Annotated in this window: 13 protein-coding genes; 3 read left to right on the forward strand and 10 right to left on the reverse strand. The window is 44.1% G+C overall.

Annotation, left to right across the window (positions count from 1 at the left end):
• Positions 1-5: 5 nt before the first annotated feature.
• The 5 genes from G563_RS37870 to G563_RS0103285 form a co-directional block, all read right to left on the reverse strand.
• Entirely contained in the window at positions 6-9335 is a 9330-nt protein-coding gene (locus G563_RS37870; protein WP_037325828.1) for a SprB repeat-containing protein, read from the reverse strand.
• A 44-nt stretch (positions 9336-9379) separates the two neighbouring features.
• The gene (locus G563_RS0103270; protein ID WP_028664043.1) at positions 9380-10543 is read right to left on the reverse strand and encodes a hypothetical protein; all 1164 of its coding nucleotides are present in this window, start codon (positions 10541-10543) and stop codon (positions 9380-9382) included.
• A gap of 123 nt (positions 10544-10666) precedes the next feature.
• Positions 10667-11593: a glycoside hydrolase family 43 protein gene (locus tag G563_RS0103275; RefSeq protein WP_028664044.1), complete on the reverse strand. Its 927-nt coding sequence runs from the start codon at positions 11591-11593 to the stop codon at positions 10667-10669.
• Between the two features lie 22 nt (positions 11594-11615).
• On the reverse strand, positions 11616-12062 hold the full coding sequence (locus G563_RS0103280) for a DMT family transporter (RefSeq protein WP_028664045.1): 447 nt from the start codon (positions 12060-12062) through the stop codon (positions 11616-11618).
• A 62-nt stretch (positions 12063-12124) separates the two neighbouring features.
• On the reverse strand, positions 12125-13372 hold the full coding sequence (locus G563_RS0103285; RefSeq protein WP_028664046.1) for an ABC transporter permease: 1248 nt from the start codon (positions 13370-13372) through the stop codon (positions 12125-12127).
• Between the two features lie 333 nt (positions 13373-13705).
• Between G563_RS0103285 and G563_RS0103295 the strand changes: the two genes are divergently transcribed.
• The 3 genes from G563_RS0103295 to G563_RS0103305 all read left to right on the forward strand — a co-directional run bounded on the left by G563_RS0103295 (position 13706) and on the right by G563_RS0103305 (position 16786).
• Complete coding sequence (locus tag G563_RS0103295) at positions 13706-14497, forward strand: PASTA domain-containing protein (protein WP_028664047.1); 792 nt, start codon at positions 13706-13708, stop codon at positions 14495-14497.
• Entirely contained in the window at positions 14490-16406 is a 1917-nt protein-coding gene (locus G563_RS33620; RefSeq protein ID WP_051210730.1) for a T9SS type A sorting domain-containing protein, read from the forward strand. Before G563_RS0103295 ends, G563_RS33620 begins: the two co-directional genes overlap by 8 nt.
• 83 nt (positions 16407-16489) lie before the next feature.
• The gene (locus G563_RS0103305) at positions 16490-16786 is read left to right on the forward strand and encodes a rhodanese-like domain-containing protein (RefSeq protein ID WP_028664048.1); all 297 of its coding nucleotides are present in this window, start codon (positions 16490-16492) and stop codon (positions 16784-16786) included.
• 64 nt (positions 16787-16850) lie between these two features.
• Here the strand turns inward: G563_RS0103305 and frr are convergent, their stop codons facing one another.
• From frr to G563_RS0103330, 5 genes are all read right to left on the reverse strand, one after another.
• Positions 16851-17411 carry a ribosome recycling factor gene (frr, locus tag G563_RS0103310; protein WP_028664049.1) on the reverse strand — a complete coding sequence of 187 codons (561 nt, stop codon included), beginning with the start codon at positions 17409-17411 and terminating at the stop codon, positions 16851-16853.
• 88 nt (positions 17412-17499) lie between these two features.
• Entirely contained in the window at positions 17500-18222 is a 723-nt protein-coding gene (pyrH, locus tag G563_RS0103315; RefSeq protein ID WP_028664050.1) for a UMP kinase, read from the reverse strand.
• 70 nt (positions 18223-18292) lie between these two features.
• Positions 18293-18793 (reverse strand): acyl-CoA carboxylase biotin carboxyl carrier protein subunit, encoded by a 501-nt coding sequence (locus G563_RS0103320; RefSeq protein WP_028664051.1) that lies wholly within the window; start codon positions 18791-18793, stop codon positions 18293-18295.
• A gap of 29 nt (positions 18794-18822) precedes the next feature.
• Positions 18823-19731 (reverse strand): DMT family transporter, encoded by a 909-nt coding sequence (locus G563_RS0103325; RefSeq protein ID WP_229598431.1) that lies wholly within the window; start codon positions 19729-19731, stop codon positions 18823-18825.
• A gap of 46 nt (positions 19732-19777) precedes the next feature.
• The gene (locus tag G563_RS0103330) at positions 19778-21013 is read right to left on the reverse strand and encodes a glucuronyl esterase domain-containing protein (RefSeq protein ID WP_229598432.1); all 1236 of its coding nucleotides are present in this window, start codon (positions 21011-21013) and stop codon (positions 19778-19780) included.
• Between the last annotated feature and the right edge of the window lie 241 nt (positions 21014-21254).

The raw sequence follows: 21254 nt of genomic DNA on the forward strand, positions 1-21254 counted from the left end.
GTGTATTATTTTTTTCTTCTTTGCTGAATTTGAAAGGGTATGCAAAGCTCAACGGGGCATTCACAATAAATAGGCTGTAAAGTAACCTTTTTATCGGTGTAACAACCATGGGCTGACACCACCCGAATAGTATAATTTACTACGCTACTTGGATTGCTAATATTCTGTAATAATATCCCGTTTGCCGGAATAGCCTGTTGAATCACTGTCTCATCATAAATGGTACCTGGGGTTATTCCAAACGTAGCCGATGTTTCAAAATCAGTTAATTTTAAATAACCATCTTTTTTAGCATTACTTCCTGCACAGGTCGGTTGCGACAATAACACTCCAAAACTAGGGATACCCGACCGCGTGATACTCACTGTATCAAAACAATTATCAAGCGGAGATACCAAAATAAAGCGATATTCACCATTTGCACTCATCCCCGATACTAGCCCTGTGGTATCCACAAAGGCCGAACTTGGATTTGACGCCGACGCAATCCAATAACGGCCATTGGTCGGTTTGGGCAATGAATGCGTCTCTGTGGGTTCACAAATAAATGCATTGGGGCCAGCCGGATTGTTGGTACATGGGATTGGCTGATTGTCGTCGCAAATCGTACGGTCAACTTTTTGAGACATCGAACATCCTGTCTGATTCGTAACCGTAAACGTAGCAATCTTGTTGTTTGGAATGTAACGAATATAGTATTTATTATTACCCTCGTAAGTGACCGTTCCTTCGTCAGACGAGAATTGGGTGTTTGGTGATACCTGCACACGAATTTCATATGAATTGGGAATACAACCCGCATAAATAACCATCATCGAAGGACGCTGATGAATCACCACTTGCACTGTATCAGTGTGGATACATTCGCCTTTGGTCACGGTGGCAACGTAGGTTCCTGCTTGGTACAGTTGTGAGTTAATAATCATCGGGTTAGGATGACCCGAAGCATATCCTACTGGCCCCGTCCAGCTAATTTGCGCCGTTGGGTCATAAGTAGCTGAAAGTTTCACGGTATCGCCTTCGCAAACGGTATCTCCCTTAGCTACCAACGACAACAATGCAGGATTCATGAGTTGAACACTGTCGGTGGTTGTACATCCGTTGGCATCAGCAACTATTACTTTGTACCAACCGCTTTTTAAATCAGCAATGTCCTGCGTTTCGGCACCGTTTGACCAGCGTACCTTGTAAGGCGTTGTCCCACCCATAATGGCCAACGTTACTTTTCCGTTTTCGCCGTTGTGGCAGGTAGGCGAAGTAGGTGTTAAGGTCAACGAAATTGGGTTATTCGGTTGGGTAATGGTGAAGTCTATCTCAATCGAACAGTTATTCTCGTCTTTCACCGTTAGGCGATAAACCCCTGCTTGCAGATTAGAAATATCTTGCGTCGTTGCCCCGTTTGACCACGAATATGTATAAGTTCCCATTCCGCCTTGCACATTAAAATCAATGCTACCGTCGTTTCCGCCAAAACACGATACGTGCTTGATTTCGGCGTTAGCGGCTAATTCGGCAGGTTCGGCTAGAGTGGCAGAAGCCGAAACTACGCAGTTGTTACTATCCACGACGGTCAAGGTATAAGTTCCTGCGGGCAACCCATAGACGTTAGGCAAAGTAGAACCGTTTGACCACAAGTACTGATACGGTTTTGTTCCGCCCGAAACTGTCGATAAAATCGTCCCCGAACTTAAGCCCTTACAAGTCACGTTTTCGGGTGCAAGTGACAATTTCAACGAATCTGGCTCGCCAATCACTACCCGAAGATCGGTGCTACAACCATTTTTATCAGTAACAATCAGCATATAAACTCCCCCTGCAAGGCTCGCAATATCTTCACTCACTGCTTCGTTTGACCATGCATAACTGTACGGCAGTGAACCTCCCATCACCGAGACGTCGATGCGTCCTGTATTATCACTTTTGCATTTTACATCGTTGGAAGCATAGGTCGCTTTCAACGGGTCAGGTTCCGAAACGACCACTGTCAGGCTATCAGCACAACCGTTGGCATCTTTCACTTTTACTTTATAAGAGCCCGCGCTGAGGTTGGCAAGGTCTTGAATCACAGCACCATTCGACCATTCATAACTGTAAGGCATCGTGCCACCCGTTACTAATAAATCAATACTTCCTGTTGCTCCACCTTTACAGCTTACCCTTTGCGCAGTGGCCGATAATTTGAGCGAGTCGGGCTCAGTAAGCACCAGCTGTACCATTTTTACGCACAGATTTGAGTCTGTAACGGTCAGGGAGTATGTACCTGCTTTGACTGCCAATAGGTCTTCGACCGTCGCGCCGTGCGCCCATTGGTACGAGTAAGGTGCTTTTCCGCCGCGCACACTTACGTTGACGTCGGTAGTAGCCCCTTTGCATAAAATCGGTGCAGCTTGGTAAGTGACTATCAATGAATCAGGTTCGGTTAACGTCGTTTGGAAAAAGGCAGTACAGCCGTTAGCATCCTGCACCGTTATCGAATAAGTACCTACGGCAAGGGATTCAATATCTTTGGTGGTCTTACCATTCGACCAAGTGTATTGGTAAGGGGCTATCCCCCCTGTGATGGTCAAATTGATTTTACCATCGGTGCCATTTTTACAATGAACGTTCTGCACTGCCGCCGAAATATGCAACGAATCGGGCTGCGTCAGGGTTACATTTACTCCTTTTTCACAGCCTTGAGCGTCGGTGACGGTCACTGTATAATTTCCCGCTTTGGTGGCCAAAATATCCTGAGAAGTTGCTCCATTTGACCACGCGTAGGTGTATGGTTGCGTTCCTCCGAATACACTGAGGTCGATTTTACCGTCGGTTCCTCCGTAACATTTTACGGCCGTCAAAAGGGTTTCAATTTTTAACGAATCAGGTTCGGCTACGGTAATAGTCAGTTGTTTTTGGCAAAGATTGGAGTCTGTGACAGTAACGGTATAAGAACCTGCCTCCAAGTTTTGAAGTTGGGCAGTGGTCGCTCCGTTTGACCACGCGTATTGATACGGTGCTACGCCGCCCGTCACCGAAACTGAAATTTTGCCGTCGTTTTTACTGCGGCACTGGGCATCGGTTTTGGTAAACGAAAGGTGTAGCGAATCAGGCTGAGTCACCGTTACCGACAAGGTGGTTTCGCATTGGTTGGCATCTTTCACCATCACCGAATACAAACCTGCTTTTACGCCCGTCAAGTCTTGCGACGTCGCACCCGTTGACCAAAGATATGTATATGGTGACGTTCCCCCCTGAACGGTCAAGTCCACCTTGCCGTCATTGCCATTGTAGCAGCTTACGCGTTGGGTTGTGGCCGACGCTTTGAGGGAATCAGGTTGCCCAATGGTCGTTTGTCCGTTGGTTTTACAGCCATTGGCATCGGTTATATTTACGGTATAAACGCCTGCTAATAGACCTGTTACGTCTTCGGTAGTGGCATTGTTTGACCACAAATAAGTATAAGGCCCCGTCCCGCCCGTCACTGTTAAGTTGGCTTGTCCCGTACTGCTTCCTGCACAAGTAACATTTTGGGGAACAATCGTTAAGTCCAAAGGCGTAGGTTCCGAAACTGTCACAGAAGTCGTCACGGTACAGCCTTTGTTATCTTGCACCGTCACATTATATGTACCCGCAGCTAGGTTTTGTGGGTCTTCGATGCTACTGCCATTCGACCAACCAAAACTATAAGGTTGGGTTCCTCCTCTTACGGTCAAATCAATGCGACCGTCGGAATTTTGGTAGCATTTTGTGTCAATATCTGTTCCCTCTGCTTCGAGCACTAAAGGCTGGGTGATTTCAATGTCCGATACTGTAATTTTACAGCCGTTTGCATCCGAAATTTCTACGGAATATTTTCCAGCCACTAAGCTCGTACGGGTTGCTCCCGTTCCTCCGTCTGACCACGTATAAGTAAGCACGCCCGTTCCACCACTTGCATTGACGGTGATGGTTCCGTCGTTTTTGTTTGCACATGACACATCTGCTTTGTCGTACTGTACCGAAAAAGCGGAAGGTTGGCTAATAATTATTGGGGAAGTTTGCTTAATGCAGTTGTTGGAATCAATCACCGAAAGTGTATAACTGCCGATGGGCAAACCATAAACACTTGAAGTTGTTGCTACAATGTCATTGTTAGCATTGCGCCACTCGTAGCGATATGGTTTTACCCCACCAGTCACAGATGAAATAAGCGTGCCTGAAGAAGCATTTGGGCAAGTTACATCGTTAGAAGTCACATCTACCTCCAAAAGTTCGGGTTGACGTATATGATTACTTCCTTTAACCGTACAACCATTGGCATCCGTCACCGTGACGGTGTATTCACCCGCAGCTAGGTTGGTCAAATTACGCGTAGTAGCCCTGTTACTCCATAAATAGCTATAAGGTGGAGTTGCGCCGTCAACGGCATCTAAAGTAATCGAACCCGTGGCTTCACCGAAACATTTTACGTTGGTTTGGCTACCAAAAATAAAGAAAGAAGGCGCTTGAGTCACGGTGGCCGAATCACGTTTTACGCATCCGTTGGCATCCGTAATGGTCACTCGGTAAGTACCTGCTTTCAGGCTTATGATGTCTTGTGAGGTTTGCCCCGAATCCCATACGTAGGTGTAAGGCTCTGTCCCTCCCGTCACGGTCAGGTCAGTCGCTCCCGTATTTTCATTGTAACATTTCACATCGGTCACTACTTTACTACTTGCCAAAACCGTAGGCTGCGTAATGCTTACTTGGGTCGATTTTTGGCAGCCATTTTTATCAGTTACAGTTACAGTATAAGTAGCTGCCGTTAAACCCGTTACATCTTGGGTTGTCGCACTGTTGCTCCATTGGTAGGTATAAGGTGCGGTTCCTCCCGTGACGGTCAAATCAATCTGTCCCGTTGCGGCACCGTTGCATTTTACATCCACTTGCGTAGTTGACAATTGCAAAACGGTTGGTTGGGTAATGGTATCGCTTTGGGTCACCGTACATCCGTTGGCATCTCGCACCGTAACACTGTAAACATCTGTCGATAAGACAGATAAGTCTTCAGTTGTTGCGCCGTTTGACCACGCAAATGTATAATTTGGCGTTCCGCCTGTTACCGTCAAATTGAGGCTACCGTTCGTTAAACCATTGCACGTAATGGGAGTTCGAGCTATTAAAGCTGTCAACTGAGTAGGCTGCCCTACCGCAGCGGAAGCCGTGGCGGTACATCCTTTTGCATCCGTCACAGTGACCGAATAAGTACCAGAAGCTACGTTGCTAATGTCCTCTGAAGTAGCCCCGTTTGACCAAAGGAAAGTATAATTGGGCGTTCCGCCCGTTGGGGTTAAATTAACACTACCCGTTGCCGCACCAAAGCAAGTGGCATTGGTCGCTACTGCCGAAACAGTAGGTAAAGGGTTGACTACCAACGTGACTTTTCCGACGCTGAAACAGTTTTCATTCAGTCTTGAAACGCGCACAAAAACCGAATCTCCATTCACCGCCGAACGCGTACTTCCCAAAGGACTTACGTTGGCGGCGGCATTGGCCCGAGTTGCAAAGTAAGTTACCTGCATATTGGCTTGCCCGCCTGTTACCATGGCGCTGGCATTGGTCAAGGTAAAATCAACGCGACCGTCGCCGTCATCGCACTTTTCGAGCGTCGCGTCGTAGGCAACGGGCGCTGGGTTGATGGTGATTTGTACCTCATCGGTCGTCACGCAGCCGCTGGAATGGGTCGTGCTCAGTAAATATTTGCGAATGATGGGCGTCGTTCCGTTGTTGACCACTGTTACAGTTGGGTTGGCCACGGTCGTACTACTTAATTCACTCAACAATGCCGCACCCACGGGCGTCCACTCGTACGTATAACCTGCCAAGCCTGCGCTACAACCTACTTGGGCGGGGGCATTGCTACAAGTAGTAGCATCGATGCCCGCGTTTTCGTATTTAAAATCACCTCCCAAATTCTTTTGATAAGTCGTACATGCACAGCCTTTGACTAATACCACCAACGGACACGGAATCGGTTCCGAATAAGGAATAGCGCCGCTTAAAGTGAGGGTTTCGTTGGTGGCAATGGCCTGCGTTGTCGAATAGGTTTGAAGCAATACGTCACCTGCCGTATAAGTGCCGCTCTTGTCTTTGTCTTGGTAAAGCTCAACAGTTGTAGCATTTCCAGCAGCTACAGGAGCTCCCGTATTTTTAAACTTAAATTGCCCCGTTGCACTGCTACACGTAAAGGCGATACTGTGAGAAATGTAGGTAAAATTGGCCTTTTTAACCGAAATAGTATCCGAAACAAGCCCCGTCAATACCCTAAAATCAGGGCAAAGCGTAGTTCCACAAAATACATCAAAAGGCAAGGATGTTTGGGCAACCACTTGCTCGGTACTACAAGAGGTTGAGGAGTTTACCTGTACTTGGAACGTAAAATTCATTGCGCCTCCAATGGGCATTCCAGCCGCCACTCGCCACGTCAGTGATTTACCACCGTTGGGCAAATTTACAACTGTATAACTATTCAAATTGGGCGGACAAAAACTTGAACTACATACCACCGAACCCGCTACGGGCAGATAACCCACAGGAAGCTGAACTTCCACCAAACCACTGTCATTGGTGACTGACAAACCTAAATTTAGGACGCTTACTCCAATCGGATAATTGACATTGGCACAGGCATTAATGGAAGGCAGCGAAAGACTCACTTGCGTTTTGTAAGGCGTATTGGCACCCCGAATATTCACGGCAAACCCTTGAACATATTCTGAATTTCCCAGTGCTGGATTCGCACAAGGGTCTTTACCAAACACCCGCAACCCAAAGGGTTGTCCAGATAATAAATCGCAATTGGGTTGAAGTTTAAAACGAATGACAGCTTCGTTGTTAGGTGCCGAACCAACCCCCGACAGGCTTTTTCCAGTACCAAAGTTGGTGGGATCAATAACGCCCAAATCAAACGGCAAAGTCGAGTTTTGGGCATTTTGAGCTGCTAAAATTAAGTTATCTCCTGCCGTGCTGAAAATTCGTTTTGTTGTTCCTTTGGGATATTCAATCGTGCCTGACCCCGCAATGTAATCCAACCCAATCTTTCCATTATTGGTCGGTAACTCAAGGTTAGCCAAAATGCTATTGACCGAAGTAGGCTGCCCCGACACAATGCGCACTTCTACTTCAAACGGCTGGCACATGTCGAAAGGCCCAGCGGCTTTGGTAATGGTAGCCGAAATCTGAGAAGGTTTTACCTCGTAATAAAGCGATAATGAGTCTGAAATATAAGGAACAGTAGCTAAGGTAGAACCGCTGGAAAGCCCTAAGCATGACCAACTTGTAAAAACTTGAATGGTATCTCTTCCGCAAAAGTTGGTCGTCCCCGTGATACGGTACCTCCTACTTCCATTCCTTGAAATGGTTGAGCTTCCTTGGTAAATTCCGCCCGCATTGGGAGCAATATTAACTGCTGTACCCGCAATGTCTTGTACTTGGGTCAAAACGAACGTCCCGTTTTTGCTCTTAACAGTCAGCCACGGAAACGGCGCATCGGCCAAGGTAGAGGTATTGCTCACCACCACATCCCACGACACCGAACTCGACGTGGCGTTGACTGTAGGCTGTGAAGTACTTATTTTTAAGACAGGCGCATTGTAGCTTACCGTACTACTCAAGTTAGTACTGTTGACGGTCGCTCCCGTCAAAGCCGAGAGTGGAGGCAGATTTCGGTATTGCGTAAAAGTCCGAATTGAGCTGGAAGAGTTAACATAACCTGCCGCCCCAATGGGCGTAAGCGTGAGAGTTTCGCGGAAAGCATAGCCTTCTTCGGGATAAGGCAAAAGCCCGTTCACAAAAAGCTGTTGAAGATTGACAATCAGGGTATCTCCCGAATAGAAATAATACGAACTTGGGATGGTAATGTTGGTCGTCGTTGTGTTATACCCTACCGAGCGAGTCAACGATATATCGACTTTATTAATGGTATAAGTGGCAGGCGAAGCCAGGGTTTTGGAGGTAGCGGGTATTTGGAAAATGCGGTATTCGTTGGTAAAAATGTTAGCGCCTGCGGTAGTGCTGGTAGAAGTTCCAACGCTAAAATTGAAGTTATTGACCAACGTAAAACTGCCGCACCCGTTCAAATTGGTGTTTGATGTAGTAGTGCTATTAAAAATATCAAAGTGCCGCACCCGTCCTTTACGCGTTCCACATTGGTACTTTTGGGCAGCAGTTGGTGCCACAACGTTGGCAACATAGAACTCAGGTGTAATGTCCAACACTTCCTCTACTGACGAATTGGCCGTGAGGTTATTAGCAATGTACTTGGCCGTTACCACCACCGAATCACCATTGGCAAATGTAAAACCTGCGGGCAAACATGACCTTGAAATCAAGGTCGTCGTGCTGAAATCGTAGGTAAATACCTTGGTTGTCGTACCTGTTACCGTTGCTGAGAGGTTCGTACAGGTATAAGAATTAGCCCCTCGTATAATTTGAACCGTATAACGCGCGTCGGCTATTTCGTCGGCGTTGGTGATGGAAGCCGTGGCATATCCATAGGTAAAACTAGGAATGGTTGCCGAAGTTTTAACTCTTCCAGCATAGACGGCACGAAGGGTATCGCCAACCACAAAACGGTCTAACTTAGCCAAATCAAGGTTTCCTGTGGCATCGGGGCTACTGTCGTTATTATTATCAGGGCTGCCCGTTGTTATGCGTCGAATGTCGTACAAAGCCCATTTCATTCCGTGCGTACATGCCCCGCCTGGACACAACAATTCAGTGACAATGCTCGAACACTGCGGCGGTAAAGCTCCACAGCCTGTTGTACAGCTCGGGTCAGTTATAAATTGCGACTGAAAACCAATCGTCTTATTTCCTGCCGTGCCACATTGGGCAGTAAGCTTAATGAGGGTTCGCGAGCGGGTTTGGTTAAAACTAATGGGGGCATTGAAGCGCACGGTCAAAACACCCCCTGAAAAGTCAAAATAGTTGGGCGTTCGGGTGACTCCTCCAGCATCAATCAGCGAAAAATCAGCGGCATTGCCCGAAAAAACAAAGCCCGAAGGTATCGTATATTTATATTCCAAATAGGCGGGCGCGCTATTATACAACGACGGCACACCGTTACCATTCGACAATACCTCCATGGTAAATGTCTGACCACCATATACTTGCAGTGGCGAGTCCAACGAAAACGTATTTGCGGAGTAGGTTTCATTTTGTCCCGACTGAATCGTACGGGTATATGTCGTAGTAGCACAAGCCCCACTGTAGGTACCCGAATACCCCCAACGGCGCGGCGTATAAGCGGCGTTACAAGTAGCAATACAACAAGAAACGGTATAAAAATCAATGAAAGCCGTATCGCCAGGTGCTATTGTCGGAATGGTGATTTCCATTCGTGACGGGGAATTAGCGGGTGCGCAGGCATTGGTTGCCGTTGCTAATTGGGTAGGCGTCGTCGTTTGGGTGTTCCAAAATTTTTGATTCGGTACGAATACGGCCCTGCTAAATACAGTTGCTGGGCGTTGTCAAAATTGGGCGAGCTATTGACCGTTCCAAACTGCACTTTCACGTTGGTGGCGGCATAGGCCGTTGTATTGGCCACCACAATGGTTTGTTTGGCTGGCGTATCAAAACAGCGCGGCGTGGTCGTTCGGGTCGAAAAAGTGAGCGTAGGTTGCACGCTCGTTACCGAAATCGAAGGGGTATTGTCAGTGGCCGTTTGGCAAATTTGCCCATCGCAGCCCCATTGCGCAATCAGCTTCGATGTCACAGTACTTGCTGGGCAGCAAGGATTTACGGTGATTTTATATTGTAAAACAAAATTTTCATTCAATTCAAACGCTTCATCACCGTCGCCAATAAATTTAATCAACGCCTTGTTGAAAGCTACTTTTACCGAATCGCCCGACGTGCTGATGGCCGACACGGGAATACTGATGTTGGTGTTGGCAGGATTGATGCGAAAATCGCTATAAGTAAACTTGCCCGCGCTGGTAATGTCGGCAAAAAGAAACTCCTCTAACTGCCCAAATGACCCATTGCTGATGGTCATGCTACGGGTGGCGGTTTGGCCAGGATTAATCGAAACGGGCGAAGTACTTGCCGAAGTGATACTCAATGACGCATAAATCACGTCATAGTTGACCGTTTTTGTCCCTAAAATGGAGAGGGTCGTTCCGCTACTATTTTTGATAGAAATCACGTCTTGGAAACCACCCCCGCTGATTTTTTGGGCACGAGCAGCACAAATTGCTTTTTTGCGAAACGAAAATTTTAACGTCGTATTCGCAGGCCAAGAAGCTACCGTAAAGTTAGGTGCATTTAGATTCACTGCCGTTCCGACCACCGCAGGACCTTGCAAGGACTGCGTGGAAGTTGGAACCATTTGAATGCCTACGCCCAACTGAATCGTAATGGTCGCGTTGGTCAGAGCAGTGGCTCCGTTGGTGATAGTCACTACGGTCTCGGCGCCGTTGGGTTGGCAAGTAATGGCGGGGCTTTCGCTCGTGAAGCTATTGACAAGTTGCGCATTTATTGTATTTACTAACAAAAACAAGGCACTTATCCACAAAAAAACAACATTATACCACGAAACTTTCATGTATTTACCAATTTAGCCACTCTAAATCAGTAGATACTCTCAAGAAACACACCAAAATCTACAAATAGGGTATATTAGGTCGACTATGGTATTTATTGTATTTTCATTCTCTTATGTCTACCACTATTTCTGTAAAGCTTCCATCAGCGTCATCGGCACTTTGAAGGCTGTGCCGTGACGAATACCTTCAGGAAATGTTACCTGCTCCGACACGTCTTCCCATGTTTTCAGGTCTTTTGAGCGTACCGCTCCGTACTTGTGCTGTGTGTATTTATCAAAGTAAACATACACGTAATCTCCCACCTCAATCGCGGTAGGTCCTTCGGCCCAGTATTTTCCCGTAATAGGTTCAGAAACTTTTGTAGGAAATGGCCCCAGTGCACTTTTCGCTTCGGTGATACGGATGTTTTTTTCGGGCGGATTGGGGTTCTCATTTTTCAGAAACATCACGTAGTTTTTGCCCCGCTTCAAGATAGTCGCATCAATGACGCTGAAATCGGGATTAAAAAATAGCTTTGTTTCACTGAATGTCTTAAAATCCTTGGTTGTAACGTAGTACATACGGTGGTTCAAGCCTTTTTCGCGCTCCGAATCGGCCACGTCGGTATGTCGGCCAGGAATGGTGGTTGCCCAAAATATCAAAAACTGTTTCGTTTTGTCATCGTAAGCAATTTCGGGTGCCCAGCTATTTTTAGCCGTGGGTTCATGCTCCATCACCGAAATAGCTCGCTGTTCTGACCAAGTGACCAAGTCTTTTGAAGAGGCATAACCGATGATTTTGTCCCACCACCCACTCGTCCAAACCATGTGAAAAGTCCCCGTTTTGTCTTGGTAAATACAAGGGTCACGCATCAGTTTATCCTTTCCCACGGCGGGTTTCAAAAAAGAGTTTCCACCCTTCAATGCTTTCCAGTGAAGCCCGTCGGTGCTGTAAGCAAAGTGAAGGCCATCTTCTCCATTTTTGACGAAATACGAAAACAAATATGCGTTTTGCTGAGCCAAAGACATCAACGGCAACAATAAACAGAGACCTAAAATTTTCAATTTCATAAGACAGTTTTTTTACAATACATCAATTTTTAAGAACCAAGTATACCCCTCCTACAATCAGGCCTACGCCTACTATGCGCCAAGTATTGATAGTATGTACCGGAAAGCCCATCAACCCATAATGATCTATCAATACTCCCGCCACGAGCTGTCCTGCTATGATAAGGCAAAGCATATTGGCGGGGCCAATGTCGCGCACTGTAATAATCACGGTCACGATATAAAAAGCCCCAAGTAAGCCCCCCATCCATTTCCACCAAGAAATATTTTTGAAAGTTTCGAAAGGCGGTATGGGCTCTTTATTAAAAAAAAGATAGCAGACAACAAGTGCCAGAAAGCCCGTACCAAAAGAAATAACAGAAGAAAGAAGAGCGTTTTTGGTATCGATTCTAAGTTGCGAGTTAACTCCCGACTGAATAGAGTTGGCAACTCCAATCAAAAAAGCAAGACATAAATAGAAATAATTCATGGGAAGTAGTTGGCAGATACTAGCTACAAACTTCCCAAAATTTTGGCGGAATAAAAAAACATTTATTTAGAGCGAATAGCCTCCACGGGATCCATGCGAGCAGCCCCAAAAGCCGGGATAATCCCCGCAAGAACACCAATAATACTTGATACACTCAAACCTAGCATGATATTTTTGGGAGAAAGCACAATCTCTAAGCTCCCGAGGGGAATAAAGGATAAAAAATAAACCAGCAAGATTCCTACAAGCCCTCCAATCAAACTTAGAAACATTGCTTCAAACAAAAACTGGAACAAAATGACGTAATTTTTAGCACCTAGCGATTTTTGAATTCCAATCAGGTTTGTACGTTCTTTTACTGATACAAACATAATATTGGCGATTCCAAAACCTCCTACTAAAATAGAAAAACTACCAATTACCCACCCTGCCAGCGTAATTACGCCAAACAATCCTGACACGGCTTTGGTGGCGGCTTCGGGGCGATTGATTGAAAAATTGGTTTCTTGGGTAGGTTTAAGTCCACGTTTAGAACGAAGGATTCCGATTACCTCTGATTCCATCTCAATCAGTCCTTCGTCTTCAGGGCGACCTTTCACCACTATATCGACACTGTTGCCGATTCGACTTTGAAACGATTTGGCAAAGGTCAAATAAGGTAGCAGCACTTTTTCATCTGGATTGCCCGCAATATCAAAAAGAGATTTCCCCTTTTTCTTCTGTATCCCGATAATAACGTAGTTGAGGCCTTTTATTTTAAATGATTTGCCAACTGGATCGGGATTGTTTGGAAACAATGCCTCGGCTATATCGGCGCCAATCACCGCTACACTTCGACCAGCATCTATTTCTTGAGGAGTGAAATAACGACCTTTTTCAACTTCAACTTCCGATATCTTGTTATAATCATACGATATACCTTGCAGAAGGGCGTCCATGCTGTTGTTGCCGTTTTTGACACTCAACCCACCCATGAAATCCATCACTACCACAGCCTCGGCGCCTTCTATACGCTCCGCCAAAAATTTATAATCACTATAGGTAGTTTCAGGCCATTGAAAATATTTCCACCATTGATACTCTCCACCAAACCCCCAAGGCCATTTTTGTACATACAATACGTCGGTTCCGATTTCGGCCAAGCTATTTCTAATGCTACGCTCTAATGAATCTACTATGGTGAAAACTCCAATAATAGCAAAAATTCCTACGGTCACTCCTAGCAACGAGAGCGTAGTTCTTAGGATATTAGACCGTAAAGCTTGCCAAGCAAAGCGTAGACTCTCGTAAGTTTGACGAAAAAACATCATGACTGTAGGAAGATTAACAGTAAACACTACTTAATGAAGTGTAGACAAAATTCTGTTTCTCAAATTTGATTTGATAGACATTTTACATGAATGGCAATCAGGCCGTTTGATTGGCTTGATCATGCTTTACATCATTCATTCATTTGATGTGTTTTTGTACTTTAAGTTGAACCAAGCACATAAAACACATAAGAAAGTACAAAATCAAAGCTATTTTACTACCATTTCAGAAATTTAGATTTTCTTTGCATGAAACTCATTAATAGCGGGTAAGAGTCGTTTATTTATTCAGAACTTTGTTTTTAAGCGCTTTATTCTACCAATAAATTTTGTATGAAAATTAGTACCAATTCGCGCACAGACCTTTTTGTTCATATTAGTCTCGTTGTTGCCTTAGTTGTGGCATTATTTTTGGGGTTCTTCTTTCTGTATTTACCATTCACTACCAATCATGGGCAAAGTATTACGGTACCAGACCTAAGTGGTATGAGTGTGGAGCAGCTTGAGGATTATTTGGATGAGCGCAATTTACGCTACGAAGTAGCCGATTGTACTTTTGTGGTAGGCGCCAAACCGCTGAGTGTCATCAGACAACATCCCAAATCTGGCATGCGGGTCAAAGAAGGTCGTAAAATATATATTTATATCACTTCTCTCAACGCCCCAGATGTCAAAATGCCTCAGCTCGAAGACCGTACTTTGAGCAGTGCCGAAGGCGAATTAGCTAGATTAGGTTTGCAACGTGGTAAAATCATCTACGTACCCGATTTGGCTCACAACTCGGTAAGGCGTCAATTGTATAATGGTAGTCCGATACAGCCCGGAACATTAGTTCCACAAGGCTCAAAAATAGATTTGGAAGTAGGAAACGGAATCGGAAATACTGAATTTGACGTTCCAAACGTTGTAGGTAGTACATTAGAAGATGCTCTTTTCGTTATCAAAGGCTCTAATCTTGCCAAACCTTTGATTCAGTATGTAGACGATGCTAGTCAACCACCCGGAACTGTGGTCAGACAAAATCCTGAAGCAGGGGCTGGTAATAAAATTCGAGTAGGAGAAACCATAGATTTGTGGGTAGTGGGGACAAACGAACCTCAACCAGAACAACAACAAAATGAATAATTTTAGAGAAGTGAGAAAATACAATTTACTTTACCGGATTAGTGACATAGCGAGTAGCAAGGTTTCAGCATTTTCTCACTTCATTTGCATTTTTGTTTGTATTCTCTTTTTAGGGTTTCCTCTTAAAGCCCAATTAGTCGGCTTTCCGACAGGGCCAGTGCAATCCAAAACCCTCCCTAGCAAAGCACGCGTTCAGGCGGTGGAGCTTCCTTTTTTTGATGATTTTTCGTTGGTTATCAATGGAAGTCTTGATCCTTCTCTTTGGAAAGCGGGCGGAACTTATGTTAACAATACAGCCACCATCAATCACCCCACTCTAAACGTAGTTACTTTTGACGGCGCAGGAGCCAATGGCAAGCCCTACAATTTCACCAATCAAAATGCCTCAGGGCCAGGTGATACCCTTACTTCAGCCGCGATTGATTTATCAAATTTAAGCCCAAAGGACTCTATTTTTTTAAGTTTTTATTGGCAATTAAAAGGGCTTAATGAACTACCCGATGCCAATGATTCACTAATCGTGCAATTTTTAGACAATACATCGCAATGGCGTACTGTATGGACAAAAACAGGTGGTACACCTGACAATAATTTTAATTTTGCCAATTTGACTATTAGGAACACTGTCTTTTTTCACGCTAAATTTCAGTTTCGGTTTCAAGCTTTTGCCCGCCTCTCTGGCCAATTTGACGCATGGCATATTGATTATGTATATCTCAACAAAGGACGTAACAGTTCAGACAGATTTATAGCAGATGTAGCGTGTAGGCTCCCTGTAAGTTCTTTTTTAAAAAGATACACCTCCATGCCCTTAAAGCAGTATATAGCTAACCCTGCGGCCGAAACTGCTGATTCTATTAGTACTGATATTACTAATCTATTTAATTTCCCTAATTCGATTTCTTTTTCTTATACTTTGAAAGAGGAAAACAGTGGTCAGATTTTTCAAAATTTTCAAGAAACTTCTCCTAATCCACTACCAGGGGCAAGTTCTCAACCAAAACGCCTCAAACTTACTCCGCTCTCTATTTTAGATGCAACTAAACCATTCACTCTTGTAAGTAAGTTTTTGATGGCGACCTCTGATTCTTTAATTGGAAACATTAATCTGAAACGAAACGACACTATCTCTGGCAAGACTATTCTAAATAATTACTATGCTTATGATGATGGTACTGCTGAGTCGGCGGTGTATATGAATCAACCCCTACAACGAGCAGCTGTAAGGTATTTTTTAAATAAGCCAGACACCCTGTCGGCCGTAAGAGTTAATGTTGTGCCTACCTTAAAAGATTTGACGGGTCAGCCTATTACGATTCAAGTTTGGGATAATAGAAACGGTGCCCCCCAAAGGCTTTTGTATCAGCAAAGTTTTAAAGTCGAATATTCTGCTTTACGCAATGGTTTTGTAGAGTTTAATTTTGATTTTGGAGTCGCAGTAAAAGATACTTTTTATGTAGGATGGTTGCAAATTGGACAAGATGGGGTTCCGATTGGGCTGGATCGCAACCATAGCCATGAAGATCAGATATTTGTAAATCTGAGTCGTGAATGGGTTCCTTATACTTCTTTTGCAAATGACCCCAATTTAGCCTATTTTAGAGGTAGTTTGATGATTAGACCGGTGATGGGCAACAAACCCTTACCACCACCAATCACTTCAGTTCCTGAACAAAATCCTTTGGATTGGGACGTATACCCCAATCCTACTTCTGGTTTGATTCGTTGGAAAACCAATGAAATTCAGAGTATTAGTGTTTATAATATCAGTGGTACGTTGCTCAAACAGCAATCTTTTCACGCCTCCGAACAGTCGATGGATTTATCGAATTTGCCTACGGGTGTTTATTTGCTACAATTATCAAATCAGCACAAAACTGTTGTAAAGAAAATTTTGTTGCAACGATAGATTGCCACAAATAAGTAGTAAGCTTGCGGTAATTTTACACCTTTGACGTTCTAAATTATCTCATTTTAATTAAACTCGAAACAATGGATATTACAGTAGAAGAATTAAAACAGCGTATCGAAAGTGGTGATCCTATCAATCTTATTGATGTACGCGAAGACTACGAATACGAAGCCGACAATATCGGCGGCTATTTGATTCCTTTGGGGGATTTGCCTCATCGCCTCAACGAAATCGAGCATCTAAAAAATGAAGAAATACTAGTTCATTGCCGCTCAGGAAAACGCAGTGAAACGGCTCAGAAATACATGGAAAGTCAAGGTTTTACGAATGTTCGTAACGTCATTGGCGGTATTTTGGCCTACAATGAGCTTGACTAAGCCAATATTAAAAGTATTGAGTATTAGCGAATCGCATTTAATACTCAATACTTTTTAAGGTTTATTAAACAGACATGATGTCTTGTTCTTTCACAAGATATACTTGGTCTACTTTGGCAATAAAGCTATCGGTAAGTTTTTGTACCCGCTCCTCGCCTTTTTTTACATCATCTTCTGAAGCACCTTCTTTGGTCAATTTACGAATATCTCCGTTGGTATTTTGGCGAATATTGCGAATGTTGACCTTTGCCGTTTCTATCTCTTGTTTTACTCTTTTCAATAAATCACGACGACGCTCTTCGGTAAGCATTGGAATGTTGAGGCGGATATTCTCTCCGTCGTTGTTAGGTGAAAGACCTACATTGCTATTACGAATCGCCTTTTCGATCTCGCCTATCATCTTTTTTTCAAAAGGCTTGATAGCAATCGTACGAGCATCGGGAGTCGTAATCGAAGCCACATTATTTAATGGCGACATCACGCCATAATATTCTACTTGGATTCCATCTAACATTTGCGGAGAAGCTTTTCCCGCACGAATTTTCGAAAGTTCAATAGAAAGGTGCTTCATGGCACGCTCCATTGTTTCTTTAGCATCTTCTAGATAAAACTCAATTTCTTCCATTGTTAATGTGTTAATTGTTATTCGTAGATCTCGTCGGATAACCCTTGTTTTATCCGCCTGTGTTGTCAAAAAACAAATTTTTCAAAATTTATAAATTGGTCACTAAAGTACCTACCGACTCTCCCATGATTAGTTTAAGCAAATTGCCCTCTTTGTTCATATCAAATACCACGATAGGCAAGCTATTTTCTTTGCAAAGCGCAAAAGCTGTCAAATCCATGATTTTGAGATTTTTTGCAAGTGCTTCATCAAAAGACAATTTCTCATAACGCGTAGCGGTTGGGTCTTTTTCGGGGTCGGCTGTGTATACGCCATCTACGCGTGTACCTTTCAAGACCGCATCAGCGTTGATTTCGATAGCGCGTAGCGCACCCGCCGAGTCGGTAGTAAAATAGGGGTTTCCTGTACCTGCTCCAAAAATCACAACACGGCCTTTTTCGAGATGCCGTACGGCCCGGCGCCGAATCATCGGCTCTGCCACCTGCTCCATTTTTATAGCCGATAGCAAGCGTGTATACATTCCTTGTTTTTCGAGAGAACTCTGAATCGCCATGCTATTGATGACTGTTGCAAGCATTCCCATATAATCCCCTTGGACGCGGTCGATTCCTGATTTTTCGACCGAAGCCCCACGGAAAATATTGCCTCCGCCAATTACGATAGCCACTTGTACTCCCGCATCTACGACACTTTTTACTTCCTTAGCAAATTGCTCAAGAATGTCAAAATCAATCACTTGTTTCTTATCAGAGCCGCTTAGGGCTTCGCCACTAAGTTTGAGCAGGATACGTTTATATTTAGGTTGTGACATAATGTATTTATTAGTTACAATTTTATGAGTGAGTGGCGTTTGATGAAATCTTCCAAAAGCATAACTACCTTTATTCAAATTCTATTAAAATTTGATTTTTCTCAACGCTATCTCCTTTGGCTACTTTAATATTTTTTACGGTCCCTTCTCCTTGGGATTTGAGGGCATTTTCCATTTTCATGGCCACCAACACTAGTACCACATCTCCGGCCTTCACGGTATCTCCTACTTGGACTTTGATATCCCAAATCAGACCAGGCATTGGAGCTTTGATGTTATTCACTTTATTTTTGGCAGTACTCGACATCCCCATCTGTTCCAACAGCAAGTCAAAACGGTCTTTGGCCGCTAGGTTATATATATTTTGGTTGATCTTCACCTTAAAGCTCTTCTCTGTATAGTCAGCTTCCAGCACTTCTACATTATAGGAGCGATTGTTTTGTATAATATGAAAATGACCATTGTTGAGAGCTACCAAATCCCACTCAAAAGACTCCCCATTGAGTAGGGTTTGCTTTGGCTGGGTTTGCACCTCAAATGTTTGTTGTTCGTTGATGATTACCTTGAGCATGATACTTTGTTGATAAAATGAAAAAAGTACTAATTGCGGGCTACATTTGAGCGAGAAGCTTCACGGCGATTGACCAAATAAATCCCCGTTAAGATAATTCCCATTCCTAAATATTGCTGAAAACTGATGCGCTCTCCGTCTGCAAGCCCCCAGCCTATTGCTACAATGGGAATCAAATAAGTCACTGAGATAGCAAACAAACCCGAGGCAATCTGAACGATACGATTGAAAAGTACCGCTGCTACCCCCGAACTTAGCATTCCTAGGCTTATCAGGCAAAAACTTGATTGGGCATGGCTAGAATCCACAATTTTTGAAAAAAAATCGGTGGTCAAAAGTGTCGTAAGTGCAATAGGGCCAATAAACATAAATGTAACGGCGGTCATTGCCAACGAGGGTAGCTTGCTCAAATGCCGAGCAATCGTGTTGACGTTGATTCCATAGACAAGGGTAGCCATTAGCACCAAAAACGCGTATGGATTGGCGATATTAAGCGCGCCTGTACTTTTGCTAAAAATCAAAAAAGAAGAACCCAATAACCCCAATAATACGCCCGCGATTTTTAATATGTGCCGAGGCTGCGCAAAAAAGACAATACCTATCACAAGAGTAAATAACGGACTAAGGGAATTGAGCATCCCCGCCAAAGAACTATTGAGTTTGGTGCCTGCTTTGGCTAACAAAAACGCAGGAAGTATATAGCCTGTCACTGCCGAAATCAATAAATAACGATATTTGGCGGAGGGTATTTTTTGCCAAGAACGATACATAAAAGGCAAAAAAAACAAGGAAGCTAAAAATAACCGCCCTGCTGCTACTTCTATGACACTAAATGTATTTAAGCTTTTCTTTATTAAAATGAACGACGTCCCCCAAGTAAGTGCTACTAGAAGCAATAGTACCCATGCCTGAATAGGACTTTTTTCAGAATCGTTCACGACAGACGGAGCTTTTTTAGTGATTTACTTTGCAAAAATAGTGGGTTTATTTGATTTTAAAGTGCTTATCGGCAAAGTTCATGTATTGTTCCCAATCATAAATCAGAATATCATGCTTTCCTTCTCTTATATGGTATCCTATAGTTTGTCCTATTGAGGTATTGGGAAGAGGCATTTTTTCAGTGCCTAAACCCGTTTTTTTGTACAAACTATACACATTTTGGGCTTCCAATGCACTCATAAACTCACCTTTGGGGTCGGCCCAAGTATCTTCGGTAGCGCTTGCTACGTAGAGCGGTCGCGGAGCCATCAATCCCAATAAAGCGTGTTGGTCAATAGGTAGGTTGTTTACGGCTTTATTATACTTTTTGTAGTTGGCACAAAACCAGTGAGGAAATTGAGTATTAAGATGCTCCACGGTTTCGCCAATCCATCGCCGCGCCAAAGCCGCTCCGCCTTCCCCGGAGTCGTTGGAAACTACAATGGCAAAACGCGGGTCTTCGGCACCTGCCCACAGGGTAGCCTTTCCAATCCGCGAATGCCCTACGCCAATGATTTTATTTTTATCAATTTGGGTCTCGTTTTGAATCAAATAGTCTATCATACGGCTCATACTCCATGCCCATACTCCCAATGCACCCCATTTGTCGCGCTGCTGTGGCGTAAGCACCGAGCGCAGGCCTGTTTTCCAACCTTCGGCATGGTCTGGTTCGAGGTCACCATAGTAAGCTGTAGCCACGGCATAGCCTCTGGCTATTATTGCTTCCATAGGCCATCGGCGCTCAGCTATCCCCCGCGAGGCTTCGGTAGCGCGGTTATTTACGTAAGATTTATCAAAGCCAGCATTTACCCAATTTTCGGTCACAAAGATGTCTTGTTCTTTGGTAGTGGTATGATTACCGGTAAAATTGAGACTAACAAAAGCCGGCACTTTCTGCGCATTTTTGGGTAAATACAGCAATACATGAAGGGCCAAATTGGGAGAAATTTCGGGAAAACGTAGCGTAATTTGTTTGGAAATGGCTTTTCCCCCAAGGGCATTTTCGTTGATAGTTTTTACCTCAGTGGCTATTTGTACGGAAGCCGGGAAAGGATTGATGCCATATACCTCTTCTGCAAACACTTTCAAAACTGCCGGGCGTCCTTGCTTTTCCCAAGCTGTTTTGGTCGAAATGCGCTTTCCCTTTACCACCAAAGGGTCGGGCAAGGTATAAGGCGGCATTTTTGTTTCGTCATAATTGACCGGAATTTTTTGAGCTTTACCAGTTAAAGTAACTGCCATTACTAGAAATACACCAACGAAGACTCTCATTGTGGATAAATTGTGCATAAGTATATTATTTTTCCCCTTTTCTGTGAAACATCCATTATAAAAATTGATAGGGTAATTTGTTACCCTGTTTTGTTTCATATATACCAGCCTGAAAACCTTCTTGCGCTAACCCTAGAAGGCTTTATAGTAGTAGCAAGCTAACATTTCTTTTCCAACTCTAAAAGACGGTGCTTGTAGGTTTCTATTGTTT

Origin of the sequence: Runella zeae DSM 19591, from assembly GCF_000423565.1 — a bacterium.
GTDB classification, from domain to species: Bacteria; Bacteroidota; Bacteroidia; order Cytophagales; family Spirosomataceae; genus Runella; species Runella zeae.